Origin of the sequence: Pseudomonas syringae group sp. J254-4 (genome assembly GCF_032586855.1) — a bacterium.
GTDB classification, from domain to species: Bacteria; Pseudomonadota; Gammaproteobacteria; order Pseudomonadales; family Pseudomonadaceae; genus Aquipseudomonas; species Aquipseudomonas amygdali.
Genome location: NZ_JAWHOO010000032.1, coordinates 55,667 through 68,680, shown reverse-complemented (window position 1 = coordinate 68,680; position 13,014 = coordinate 55,667). Strand labels below are relative to the sequence as shown.

At 60.6% G+C, this 13,014-nt stretch carries 10 protein-coding genes and 1 pseudogene; 5 read left to right on the top strand and 6 right to left on the bottom strand.

What is annotated here, in order from left to right:
* Positions 1-617 precede the first annotated feature (617 nt).
* The 4 genes and pseudogenes from lgt to RYB09_RS25655 form a co-directional block, all read left to right on the top strand.
* Entirely contained in the window at positions 618-1,430 is an 813-nt protein-coding gene (lgt, locus tag RYB09_RS25670; RefSeq protein ID WP_003432384.1) for a prolipoprotein diacylglyceryl transferase, read from the top strand.
* Positions 1,431-1,482: 52 nt separating this feature from the next.
* Positions 1,483-2,454, top strand: coding sequence for a thymidylate synthase (locus tag RYB09_RS25665; RefSeq protein WP_010434504.1), 972 nt, complete (start codon positions 1,483-1,485; stop codon positions 2,452-2,454).
* A 76-nt stretch (positions 2,455-2,530) separates the two neighbouring features.
* Positions 2,531-2,728 carry a hypothetical protein gene (locus RYB09_RS25660; RefSeq protein ID WP_004654998.1) on the top strand — a complete coding sequence of 66 codons (198 nt, stop codon included), beginning with the start codon at positions 2,531-2,533 and terminating at the stop codon, positions 2,726-2,728.
* 71 nt (positions 2,729-2,799) lie between these two features.
* Positions 2,800-3,350: pseudogene (locus RYB09_RS25655) on the top strand (hypothetical protein); the annotation flags it as partial.
* Between the two features lie 21 nt (positions 3,351-3,371).
* On the opposite strand, the gene cadR reads toward RYB09_RS25655, so the two are convergent.
* The gene (gene cadR, locus RYB09_RS25650; protein WP_004654994.1) at positions 3,372-3,818 is read right to left on the bottom strand and encodes a Cd(II)/Pb(II)-responsive transcriptional regulator; all 447 of its coding nucleotides are present in this window, start codon (positions 3,816-3,818) and stop codon (positions 3,372-3,374) included.
* 86 nt (positions 3,819-3,904) lie between these two features.
* On the opposite strand from cadR, the gene RYB09_RS25645 reads away from it, so the two are divergent.
* On the top strand, positions 3,905-6,163 hold the full coding sequence (locus RYB09_RS25645; RefSeq protein ID WP_316890778.1) for a heavy metal translocating P-type ATPase: 2,259 nt from the start codon (positions 3,905-3,907) through the stop codon (positions 6,161-6,163).
* Between the two features lie 186 nt (positions 6,164-6,349).
* Here the strand turns inward: RYB09_RS25645 and hutG are convergent, their stop codons facing one another.
* The 5 genes from hutG to hutH (RYB09_RS25620) form a co-directional block, all read right to left on the bottom strand.
* A complete protein-coding gene (hutG, locus tag RYB09_RS25640; protein WP_316890777.1) occupies positions 6,350-7,150 on the bottom strand; it encodes an N-formylglutamate deformylase in 801 nt (266 codons plus the stop codon).
* An 11-nt stretch (positions 7,151-7,161) separates the two neighbouring features.
* Positions 7,162-8,367 (bottom strand): imidazolonepropionase, encoded by a 1,206-nt coding sequence (hutI, locus tag RYB09_RS25635; RefSeq protein WP_316890775.1) that lies wholly within the window; start codon positions 8,365-8,367, stop codon positions 7,162-7,164.
* A 15-nt stretch (positions 8,368-8,382) separates the two neighbouring features.
* Complete coding sequence (locus RYB09_RS25630; protein ID WP_316890772.1) at positions 8,383-9,759, bottom strand: amino acid permease; 1,377 nt, start codon at positions 9,757-9,759, stop codon at positions 8,383-8,385.
* A gap of 106 nt (positions 9,760-9,865) precedes the next feature.
* Positions 9,866-11,413: a histidine ammonia-lyase gene (gene hutH, locus RYB09_RS25625; protein ID WP_004654983.1), complete on the bottom strand. Its 1,548-nt coding sequence runs from the start codon at positions 11,411-11,413 to the stop codon at positions 9,866-9,868.
* 55 nt (positions 11,414-11,468) lie between these two features.
* Entirely contained in the window at positions 11,469-13,010 is a 1,542-nt protein-coding gene (gene hutH, locus RYB09_RS25620; RefSeq protein WP_316890770.1) for a histidine ammonia-lyase, read from the bottom strand.
* Positions 13,011-13,014 lie beyond the last annotated feature (4 nt).

Here is a 13,014-nt window from a genome sequence, read left to right as displayed (position 1 = left end):
GACGCAGAGCGTCCAGAACTGCATGCGACGCAGAGCGCCGCACGATAGTGAGGTGATCGTTCCTCACGCTCCAGCGTAGGAATGCCTTGCGTGACGCTCCGCGTCACAAATCTGCGCCGCGCCGCCCGCTCAAGATCGGACGCAGAGCGTCCAGAACTGCATGCGACGCAGAGCGCCGCACGATAGTGAGGTGATCGTTCCTCACGCTCCAGCGTGGGAATGCCGTGGGTGACGCTCCGCGTCATAAATCTGTGCCGCGCCGCGTGTTCAAGATCGGACGCAGAGCGTCCAGAACTGCATGCGACGCGGAGCGCCGCACGATAGTGAGGTGATCGTTCCTCACGCTCCAGCGTAGGAATGCCTTGGGTGACGCTCCGCGTCACAAATCTGCGCCACGCCGCGTGTTCAAGATCGGACGCGGAGCGTCCAGAAAGGCGCTACCACGCGGAGCTTGGGAGCGATAACCCCGCTTCGTCACCGCCAGACACATCAGGTGCACCTTTTTTCACTTCGTTCAGCTGGCTTCCATCGGTAGCCGCTAGAGCATCCTGCCGGGCTCCGGTAACATGCGCGCCTGATTCAGTCGCTCGCAAGGGCGTTCCAATTGAGGAGTCGCAATGCTGCCTTACCCGCAGATTGACCCGGTAGCCGTCGCTATCGGCCCGCTGCAAATTCACTGGTACGGGTTGATGTACCTGGTCGGCATCGGTGGCGCCTGGCTGCTCGCGTCGCGTCGTCTCAACAAATTCGACCCGACCTGGACCAAGGAAAAACTCTCCGACCTGATTTTCTGGCTGGCTATGGGCGTGATCGTCGGCGGGCGGCTGGGCTATGTGCTGTTCTACGACCTGTCGGCCTACATCGCCAATCCTCTATTGATATTCGAGGTCTGGAAGGGCGGCATGGCGTTCCATGGCGGCTTTGTCGGTGTGATGATTGCGGCCTGGTGGTTTGGCAAACGCAACGGTAAGAGCTTCTTCCAGCTGATGGACTTCGTCGCCCCGCTGGTGCCTATCGGCCTGGGTGCCGGGCGTATCGGCAACTTCATCAATGCTGAGCTGTGGGGCAAGCCGACCGACGTGCCGTGGGCCATGGTTTTCCCGCCGTTCAGCGACCCTGCGCAACTGGCGCGTCATCCTTCGCAGCTGTATCAGTTCGCACTGGAAGGCGTGGCACTGTTCATCATCCTCAATCTGTACGCCCGCAAGCCGCGCCCGACCATGGCCGTTTCCGGCATGTTTGCGCTGTTTTACGGGATCTTCCGCTTTGTGGTCGAGTTCGTCCGCGTTCCTGACGCCCAGTTGGGCTATCTGGCGTGGGGCTGGGTGACCATGGGCCAGATCCTCAGTCTGCCGATGATCATCGCCGGCTTGTTCCTGATCTGGCTGGCCTACAAGCGCGAACCGTCTGCCAGCAAGGCAGCGGCTTAATACCGAAACGCCGGGTGTCAGCACCCGGCGCGTTCAACAAGGCAGGTGATTTATGAAGCAATATCTGGAACTGGTCGCGCATGTGATCAAGCACGGGACCTTGCAAGCCAACCGTACCGGCGTGAACACCATCAGCTTTCCGGGTGCGATGCTGCGTTATGACTTGCAGGAAGGTTTTCCGGCGATCACCACACGGCGCATGGCCTTCAAATCGGCCATCGGCGAGATGGTCGGCTTTCTGCGTGGCGTGAACAACGCCGCCGAATTCCGCGAACTGGGCTGCAAGGTCTGGGATCAGAACGCCAACGAAAACGCTCAGTGGCTGAACAACCCGTTCCGCAAGGGCGAGGACGATCTGGGCGAAATCTATGGCGTGCAATGGCGCAAGTGGCCAGCCTACAAGCGTATCGATGCCGGCAATGTCGCGGCCATCGAACTGGCGCTGGGCCAGGGGTATCGTCAGATTGCCGAATCCGAAGAAGACGGTCAGTCGTTCGTGGTCCTGTACAAGGCCATCGACCAGATTCGCCAATGCGTCGACACCATCATCAATGACCCAGGCAGCCGCCGGATCCTGTTCCACGGCTGGAACTGCGCACAGCTCGATGAAATGGCCCTGCCGCCGTGCCACCTGCTGTACCAGCTGCACCCGAACCCGCAGACCCGCGAAATCTCGCTGACGCTGTACATCCGCTCCAACGACCTCGGTCTCGGCACGCCGTTCAACCTGACCGAAGGCGCCGCGCTGCTCAGCCTCATCGGCCGCCTGACCGGCTACACGCCGCGCTGGTTCACCTACTTCATCGGCGATGCCCATGTGTACGAGAACCACCTGGACATGCTCAACGAGCAAATGACCCGCGAGCCGTACCCGATGCCAAAACTGGTGATCTCCGAGCGCGTGCCCGAGTTTGCCAAGACCGGCGTTTATCAGCCTGAATGGCTGGAACTGATCGAGCCTTCGGACTTTTCACTGGAAGGCTATCAGCATCACCCGGCAATGACGGCGCCGATGGCGGTTTGAGCCCGTAAGAGAGCGAATTTAGCGCTGTGCTATAGTTTTGGCGTAAATCCCCTGACCCTGTTCAATGGAATCGACTATGTTTTTCAATCGGATTGGACATCGTAGCGATACGAAGAAGGCTGAAGACGAGGCCTTCATGCAGGCAATCAAGAGCATCGACTCTCTGGTGGTAAGGGGTGGCCGCATGTCCATGGACGCCAAAGAAATCGAAGCCTTGGTTCGCTCCTCTCGCGACAAGGCTAAAAAACTGGTCACACCGCAAGCCGAATCCTGATAAATGGCTTTTTTACTTCTGCTGCCACTACTCGTCAGCGGCTTTTTGGTGTGCCTGAAGGATCCCACGGTGCCTTGTCAGGTTTACTGACCTTGGCGATGCCAAGTCTGGGGGCCTTTATTACTGTCAGGATTCTCAAGTGGCAACTGGGCGCCAGTAAAAAGAAGAAATTGTGGCCTATCTGCTGGGCGAGTCTGTAGATCACAGCCCTATCTGCTCGACTCTTTTCGATGCATTTGTCGAAAAGGATGAAGTGATGATCACGATGGCAGATCGAAAGGTCTACGTCGGCTACATCATGGATGTCGGAGCCCCTACCGAAGTGACGGGTGTGAATCAGGAGATTCTGCTCATTCCCACCGTCAGTGGCTATCGGGATAAAGACACCCTCAGAGTGGTGTACACCACCGATTATCCAAGCGACACACCGCTCAGACCTATTGGTTTTCGGCAGGAAAATATCGTCTCGATCAGCGTCTTCAGCGAGGAAGTACGCGAAGCGTTCAAGCGCGCTGATTCTGGGCGGGCGCGTGAAGAGGCAGCGAAAGAGAAAGCTGCCAAGGATCAGCTCGTAAAGGCGATCACTGAGCTTGTGGCGGTGGTGCAGGCTGCGCAGCGCTGAACCAGAGATTTCAAACCTGTCTCAATGCCCATGACTCCTCCCCACATGTGAAGCCTCGCCCTCTGGCGCTGCAACAGCGCCCGTCACCTCCAGCCTCTCAAGTATCGCGCAGTGTTCTGCCGCGCCATCGCTGCAGCGGCGGCGCAGGTCGAGTAGTTGTTCCTGAAGTGCTTGCAGGCTCGCGACCCGGGCGTTGACGTGTTCGATGTGTTCGTCGATCAGCGCGTTGACGCTTTCGCACTGGTCCTGCGGGCTGTCGCGCAGGCTGAGCAGGTTGCGGATTTCCTCCAGGGTCATGTCCAGGCTGCGGCAGTTGCGGATGAACGACAGGCGCTCCATGTGTGCCTGGGTGTACAGCCGGTAGTTGCCATCGCTGCGAGCAGGTGCGGGCAGCAGGCCTTCGCGCTCGTAATAGCGGATGGTTTCGACCTGTGTGTCAGTCAGTTTTGCCAGTTCGCCGATTTTCATTTGGACTCATCTCGTTTGAGTGCTTGACCCTATAGTGGCTACAGGGTGTTCACTTGGCAACAAGCAGAATCCTGGAGCCACAACGAATGGGCACGACGATCAAGAATTCCCCCGCACATGACCACGACCACGATCATGACCACGGCGAGCATGCGCCTGAGCAAAAGCCCGTAGAACATTCTCATGCATGCTGCTCCAGCGATGCACAACCTGCTGTGGTGACCTTTAACGATGCGCTGGCATCAGGTAGTCGCTTGAGCAGCTTTCGTATCGAAGCCATGGATTGCCCGACCGAGCAAACCCTGATCCAGAACAAGCTGGGCAAGCTTGCCGGGGTGCAGAAGCTTGAGTTCAACCTGATCAATCGCCTGCTGGGCGTCTGGCACGATCTGCCGTCTACCGACCCGATTCGTGACGCCATCAGTTCGCTGGGCATGCAGGCCGAGCCGGTCGAGGAGGGCGCAGCGTCTGACCAGCCGGCTCCGGTCGTGAAGAAACACTGGTGGCCGCTGGCATTGTCCGGCGTTACTGCGCTGGGTGCTGAAGTGGTCCATCTGGCGTCACTCGGCCCTACCTGGGTCGTTGCGCTGCTGGCACTGGTGTCGATCTTCAGTTGTGGGCTGACGACCTACAAGAAGGGCTGGATCGCGCTCAAGAACTTCAACCTGAATATCAATGCCCTGATGAGCATTGCGGTGACCGGTGCAATTCTGATCGGTCAGTGGCCGGAAGCGGCAATGGTGATGTTTCTGTTCACCGTGGCCGAGTTGATCGAAGCCAAGTCCCTCGACCGTGCGCGCAACGCAATCAGCGGGCTGATGCAGTTAACGCCGGAACTGGCCACCGTTAAACAGGCGGACGGCAGTTGGCAGGAAATTGAAGCCAAAAACGTCGAAATTGGCGCTATTGTCCGAATCAAGCCAGGTGAGCGCGTCGGGCTCGACGGTGAGGTAGTGTCCGGTAACTCGACTATCGATCAAGCGTCGATCACAGGTGAAAGCCTGCCCGTCGAGAAGACTGTCGGCGACAAGGTCTTCGCGGGCACTATCAATCAGGCGGGATCGCTGGAATACCGTGTAACCGCTGCGGCGAACAATTCGACGCTGGCGCGCATCATCCATGCGGTTGAGGCGGCCCAGGGTTCACGCGCGCCGACCCAGCGCTTTGTCGACAGCTTCTCGCGCATCTATACGCCGGTGGTGTTCGTTGTCGCCTTGGGCGTGGCGCTGATTGCGCCGCTGTTTTTTGGCGGTGAGTGGTTTGACTGGGTCTACCGCGCGCTAGTGTTATTGGTAGTCGCTTGCCCCTGTGCGCTGGTGATTTCTACGCCGGTGACCATCGTCAGTGGTCTGGCGGCAGCGGCGCGCAAAGGCATCCTGATCAAGGGCGGCGTTTATCTGGAAATGGGCGAGAAGCTTGATTACCTGGCCCTCGACAAGACCGGCACGCTGACCCACGGCAAGCCGGTGCAGACCGACTACGTACCGCTGGACCCGACGGTCGCCGACAGTGCGCCGGCTATTGCTGCGAGTCTTGCGGGTCGCTCCGATCACCCGGTTTCCCAGGCGATTGCCAAGGCGGCCGACGGCAGCCTGAAGCTGCATGAGGTCACGGCGTTTGAAGCCTTGGGTGGACGCGGTGTGAAGGGCGCAATCAACGGCCAGATGTACCACCTGGGCAACCATCGGCTGGTTGAAGAGCTGGGTCTGTGTTCGCCGGAGCTGGAGGCGAAGCTCGATGTTCTGGAAATGCAGGGCAAGACCGTGGTGCTGTTGCTGGACACCTCCGGTCCTATCGCGCTGTTTGCGGTGGCTGACACTGTCAAGGAAACCAGCCGTGAAGCCATCGCTCAGTTGCATGAACTGGGTATCAAGACCGTCATGCTGACTGGCGACAATCCGCACACCGCCAAGGCGATTGCCGACCAGGTCGGTATCGACGAAGCGCAAGGCAACTTGTTGCCTGCCGACAAGCTGAGTGCCATTGAGGCCCTTTATGCTCGCAACCATCGTGTGGGCATGGTGGGTGACGGCATCAATGATGCGCCCGCGCTGGCTCGGGCCGAGATTGGTTTTGCGATGGCGGCGGCAGGTACTGATACTGCTATCGAGACGGCAGATGTCGCCCTGATGGACGATGATCTGCGCAAGATACCGACGTTCATTCGCTTGTCCCGTCGGACCTCGGCAGTGCTCAAGCAGAACATCGTTCTGGCAATCGCGATCAAGGTGTTGTTTATCGGCATCACGTTTGCGGGCATGGCGACCATGTGGATGGCCGTGTTTGCCGACATGGGCGTGAGTTTGCTGGTGGTGTTCAACGGGCTGCGGTTGCTCAAGAAGTGAACAGTCGAGGGCGTTGAAGGGCGGACGCGGAGCGTCCAGAACGGCATTCCCACGCGGAGCATGGGAACGATAATCGGTGTTGCTATCGGCCGTCTTCGTGAGCAAGCTCACTCCCACAGAGGCATTGGCTATCGCTCCCACGCTCCGCGTGGTAGCGCTTTTCTGGACGCTCTGCGTCCGACGTTGTCAGCCGAACCGCTCCTGTCCCCAGGCGATGAAGGTTTCCAGCAACGGTTTCAGCACCGCGCGGGTCGGCTCGGCCAGGTCCGGGCGGTAGTGGAAGGGCACGAACTCGTCCATGTAGGTGCTTTGCGCCAGTTCCAGTTGCACCGCATGGATGTTGTTGGCCGGGTCGCCATAGTGGCGGGTGATGTGGCCGCCTTTAAAGCGCCCGTTCAACACATGGCTGTAGTCCTTGGCCGCAGCGCAGACCTGCTCCATTCGGCTGGCCAGCTGCGGGTCGCAGCTTGCACCATTGAAGGTACCGAGGTTGAAGTCCGGCAGGCGACCGTCGAACAAATGCGGAATGTGCCCGCGAATCGAGTGGGCGTCGAACAGCAGCGCATAGCCGAACTCGTCACGCATGCGCTGCAGCTCCTGTTCCAGCGTCTGGTGATAGGGCGTCCAGATCTGCTGCAGATACAGCGCCCGCTCTTCGGCACTCGGCGTCTGACCATCTTTGAACAGCGGCACGCCATCGAACAGAATCGACGGGAACAGGCCAGTAGTCGCGCCAGCGTACATCGGTTTGTCGTCGGAGGGCCGATTAAGATCGATGACAAAACGCGAGTATTCGGCGGCCAGGGTGCTGGCGCCCAATTCAGCGGCAAAGTCATACAAACGCGGAATGTGCCAGTCGGTGTCCGGCAGGCTCAAGGCTTCGTCCACCAGCGCGGCTTCGACCACCGGGGTCAGTTTCACACCGGCATGCGGCATGCTGATCAGCAGCGGAACGCGGCCACGTTTGAATGTCAGAACGTTATCCACAGGGCTCTCCTTCAGATCGATGATTCGACGCCGTGGCGCACGATACGTTTGTCCAGATCGCCGCCCAGCCAGTAGGCCAGATCAGCCGGCCGTTCAATGTTCCAGGCGATGAAATCCGCCACCTTGCCGACCTCCAGCGAGCCGTGGGTCGCGCTCATGCCCAACGCCCTGGCGGCATTGAACGTCACCCCCGCCAGTGCTTCTTCGGGCGTCATGCGAAACAGCGTGCAGGCCATGTTCAGCATCAGGCGCAATGACAGGCCCGGCGAGGTGCCAGGGTTGAGGTCTGTGGAAATCGCAATCGGCACGCCGTGCTTGCGCAGCGCGTCCATCGGCGGCAGTTGCGTTTCACGGAGGAAGTAAAACGCCCCCGGCAGTAGCACCGCGACAGTCCCGGCAGCGGCCATGGCGATGGCGTCGTCCTCGGTCATGAACTCCAGATGGTCCGCCGACAGAGCCTTGTAACGTGCCGCGAGGCTAGAGCCACCCAATGAGGACAACTGCTCGGCATGCAGTTTGACCGGCAGTGCCAGTTGCCCTGCGCTGATGAATACCTGCTCGACCTGCGCGGGCGAAAACGCCAAGTATTCACAGAAAGCGTCCACGGCATCCACCAGCCCTTCGGCAGCCAGTGCCGGCAGCATGTCGTTGCAGATGTGCTTGATGTAGTCGTCGGCGCGATCGGCGTATTCCGGTGGCAGCGCATGGGCGGCCAGGCAAGTGGCGCGTACGGTGACCGGTTGGGTATTGCCCAGGCGGCGGATCACCCGAAGGATCTTGCGCTCGTTTTCCAGGTCCAGCCCATAACCTGACTTCATCTCGACGGTAGTCACGCCGTCCTTGAGCAAGTGCCGCAAGCGCCGCTCGGCGCTGGCGTACAGCTCATCTTCACTGGCCGCACGAGTAGCGCGCACCGTGCTTGCAATACCGCCGCCTGCTGCGGCGATCTCGGCGTAGCTCACACCCTGCAGACGCTGTTCGAACTCACCGCTGCGGTTGCCGCCAAACACGGTGTGCGTGTGGCAGTCGATCAGGCCGGGCGTCACCCATGCGCCGCCCAGATCGATGCAGTTGTCATGCTCCTGCTCGGCCAGCTCGGTTTCAGGCCCGATCCACTCGATGAGCGCTCCGGAGGTCACGATGGCGGCATCCTCGATGATCGAGTATTTGCCGTGCGCCATGCTTGCGATGTGACAGTGTTTCCAGAGCGTTTTCATTTCGGGCCTCTTTGGTCAGTGGGGTTTGTTGAGCGCCTTCGGCTTGACCCACACCCCGTAGGCGATGAGCAGCAGCACAATCCAGATTGCGCCGACGATCAAGGCTGCACGGTTGTCCGGGAAATAGCCCAGCACGCCGAAGATGAACAGCATGAAGACGATGGCGGCGGCAGGCCCGTAAGGCCAGAACGGCACCGCGAATTTCAGTTGTGCGGTCTCTTCGCGGCTCATCGAACGGCGCATTGCAACCTGCGTCAGCAGAATCATCAGCCAGACCCAGACCGTGGCAAATGTTGCCAGCGAAGCGATCAGCAGGAACACGTCTTTGGGAATCAGGTAGTTGAGCAGCACGCCGCCCAGCAACGCGATGCCCATGACCAGCACGGTCATCCACGGCACGCCATGCCGCGACACGCGGGCAAAGCTCGCGGGTGCCTGACCGTCACGGGCCAGGCCATACATCATGCGCCCGGCGCCGAAGATGTCGCTGTTGATGGCCGACACCGCAGCAGAGATGACCACGATATTGAGGATTGTTGCCGCTGACGCAATGCCCAGATTGTCGAAAATCTGCACGAACGGGCTGCCTTGGGTGCCGATCTGCGGCCACGGGTAAATGCACATCAGCACAAACAGTGTCAGCACATAGAACAGCAGAATGCGCAGCGGTACGGCGTTGATCGCCTGTGGCAGGCTGCGTTGCGGGTCTTTGGCTTCGCCTGCAGTGATGCCGATGATTTCGATGCCGCCGAAGGCAAACATCACCACCGCAAACGAGGCGATCAGGCCAGTGACGCCGTTGGGCATGAAGCCGCCGTGCGCCCACAGGTTGCTGATGCCGATTTCGGTGCCGCTGGTCGAGCTGCCGATGCCGAAGATCATGATGCCGAAGCCGGCGACGATCATGGCCACGATGGCGCTGACCTTGAGGATCGACAGCCAGAATTCGGTTTCGCCGAAGACTTTCACATTACACAGGTTGAGCGCGCCGATCAGGAACACGATGCCCAGCACCCAGATCCAGCGCGGCACCTCTGGAAACCAGAAGCCCATGTAAATGCCGAATGCGGTCACGTCGGCGAGGCAGACAATGATCATTTCGAACGCGTAGGTCCAGCCCAGCACGAAACCGGCCAGCGGGCCCATGTAGCGCGTGGCGTAATGGCTGAACGAGCCGGAAACCGGGTCGTGAACGGCCATTTCGCCCAGCGCGCGCATCACCATGTACACCGCCGCGCCGCCGATCAGGTACGCCAGCAATACGGCCGGACCGGCCTGTTGAATCGCCGAGGCCGAGCCGTAGAACAACCCTGTGCCGATGGCAGAGCCCAGGGCCATGAAGCGTATGTGGCGGGCGGATAACCCGCGTTTCAAACCATCTTGTGACGTCATTTCAGGTCCATTTCATTACATACAGGTATGGCAAAAGCCGCGAAAACGCCTGCAACCGGCTTCCCGCAGCAATGACCAAAGCGAGCCCTGCCAGGCTCGCGGTACATCACAAACTCGGTAGCAGACGTGCAGGAACCAGCGGGTTCAGGCAAGTGGAGGACAACAGCTGACTGGCAGCTTCGATGTCCGGTGCAAAAAAACGGTCCTTTTCATAGAACGGGACCTTGCTGCGCAACAGGCTGCGGGCTTGCTCCAGCTTCGGAGAGGTTTTCAGACCCTCACGCAAGTCCAGACCCTGGCAGGCAGCCAACCATTCTACGGCAAGAATCCCGCGAACGTTTTCTGCCATTTCCCATAACCGCTTGCCAGCGGCCGGGGCCATCGACACATGGTCTTCCTGATTGGCTGATGTCGGCAGGCTGTCGACGCTGTGCGGATGAGCCAGCGCCTTGTTTTCACTGGCCAGCGCGGCGGCTGTCACCTGCGCGATCATGAAGCCGGAATTGACCCCGCCGTTGGCGACCAGGAAGGGCGGCAGTTGCGACATGTGCTTGTCCATCATCAGCGAAATACGCCGTTCGCTGAGCGAGCCGATCTCGGCAATGGCCAGTGCCAGATTGTCTGCGGCCATGGCGACCGGCTCGGCGTGAAAATTGCCACCGGATATGACGTCGTTCTCGGCGGCGAACACCAGCGGGTTGTCGGACACCGCATTGGCTTCGATTTCCAGCACTTCGGCAGCCTGCCTCAACTGGGTCAGACACGCGCCCATGACCTGCGGCTGGCAGCGCAGCGAGTAGGGGTCCTGAACCTTGTCGCAGTTGCGGTGCGATTCGGACACGCCACTGCTTTCGCCGAGCAAATCGCGGTAGCAGGCAGCGGCATCGATCTGCCCGCGCTGACCGCGTGCTGCATGAATGCGTGCGTCGAACGGCGAGCGTGAGCCAAGCACCGCTTCGACGGTCAGCGAGCCACAGGTCAGGGCCGCGGCGAACAGGTCCTCGCCCTCGAACAGGCCGCGCAGCGCGTAGGCGGTGGACACTTGCGTACCGTTGAGCAGCGCCAGTCCTTCCTTGGCGGCGAGGGTGAGCGGTTGCAGCCCCGCGACAGCCAATGCATCGACGGCATTCAGCCATTCGCCTTTGTAGCGCGCCTTGCCTTCGCCCAACAGCACCAGCGACATGTGCGCCAGAGGAGCCAAGTCACCCGAAGCACCGACCGAGCCCTTGAGCGGAATATGCGGATAGACCTCGGCATTGATCAACGCGATCAACGCATCGATCACCACCCGACGAATACCCGAGAAGCCACGGCTCAGGCTGTTGACCTTGAGCACCATGATCAAGCGCACCAGATCATCGCTGATCGGCTGACCGACACCGGCTGCATGCGACAGCACCAGCGAACGCTGCAGGTTTTCCAGGTCCTCGCTGGCGATTCGCGTCGAGGCCAGCAAGCCGAAACCGGTGTTGATGCCGTAGGCGGTGCGGTTCTCGGCCAGAATGCGCTCGACGCAGGCGACGCTGTCGTCGATCTGCTGGTCTGCGCTGCTGTCCAGCGTCAGGCTGACCGGCTGCTGATGAATGGCGCGCAATTGCGCCAGGGTCAGTTGGCCGGGGATCAGGTTCAGCGTCTTGGCAGATAAGGTGGTCACGATGCAGCTACTCCTTGATTGATGTCAGCAACGGCGTGTGGCCGTCAGCCGCTTTTTATAGGGTTGCCGCATGATCGCGGCAGTGCTGGAAAACCCTTTCCAGCGATGTTGCATCTTTGAGCAGGGCCGCGCTGCTGGCGATATCAGGGGCCAGCCAGCGGTCTTCATCGTAGGCCGGGATGCGCTCGCGCAGCAGTCGCCACGCAGCCGCCGTACCCACGCCAAACCCTTGCGCCTTGAGGAATTCGAATGCCTGGGCCGCCAGCAAATACTCGATGGCGAGAATCTGTGTGACGTTACCCAGCACCTTGTGCAGCTTCAGTGCGGCACTGGTGCCCAGGCTCAGATGGTCTTCCTGCAGGCCGGAGGTGACGTAGTTGTCGACCACCGCCGGTTGCGCCATCTGGCGATTTTCCGCGCACAGCGAGGCGGCGACGTACTGAACGATCATCATCCCCGAATTGACCCCCGGCTGACTGACCAGAAACGCCGGCAGGCCGCTGACCATCGGGTTGATCAGGCGGTCGAGGCGTCGCTCGGCGATGGAGCCCAGTTCTGCCAGCGCCATGCACAGCAGGTCTGCCGCCATCGCCACCGACTGGCCATGCGGGTTGGCCTGGGACACCACGCGCCAGTCGTCGGGTGTGCCGAGAAGCATGGGGTTGTCGGTGACCGAGTTCAGTTCGGTCTCGATCTGGCGGATGGCATGAGCCAGTTGGTCACGGGTTGCGCCATGCACTTGGGGAATCGAGCGGATGCTCAGCGCGTCCTGAGTACGAATGCCCTGGCTGCTGGCAAGCACTTCGCTGCCCGCCAACACACTGCGCAGGTTCTTGCCCACCTGCTGCATACCGGGATGCGGCTTGAGGGCAAGAATGCTTTCATCGAATGCGTCCAGCTGACCGCCCAGTGCTTCGAAGGTCATCGCGCCGATCACGTCGGCCCATTGGCTCAGGCGCTCGGCATCGGCGATGGCCAGGCAGCTCAGGCCGGTCATGCACGGCGTGCCATTGACCAGACACAAGCCGTCTTTGGCACCGAGAATTACCGGAGCCAGACCTTCTTCATTCAAGGCCTGCTCAGCCGGGACGATTTGCCCGCGATAACTGACCTGACCGACGCCCAGCAAGGCGATGCCGACGTGCGCCATGTGGGTCAGGTAACCCACCGAACCCTGCGATGGCACGTGTGGCGTAATGCCCCGATTGAGCAAGGCCAGCAGCGCTTCGACCACTTGCCGGTGAATGCCGGATTTGCCCTGGCTGTAATTGAGGATTGCGGCGCAGATGATTGCGCGAGTCTGCTCGTCGGCCAGCGGCGCACCCACGCCGCAGGCATGGCTGAGCAGGGTATTGCGTGACAGGCGACTGAGCTGTTCGCCTTGCAGCGACACGTTGCACAGCGCGCCAAGCCCGGTGTTCACACCATAGGCGCGTTCGCCGCTGGCGACGATCTGCTGCACGATGGCCTGCGCGTTATCGATCCGCGCCCAGGCGGCATCCGACAGCACCAGTTGCGCGCCATGACGGGCCACAGCGACTACATCCTGCCAGCCCAGCGGGGCTTCACCGATGACGATCTGTTCTGCTCGCGACATCTGC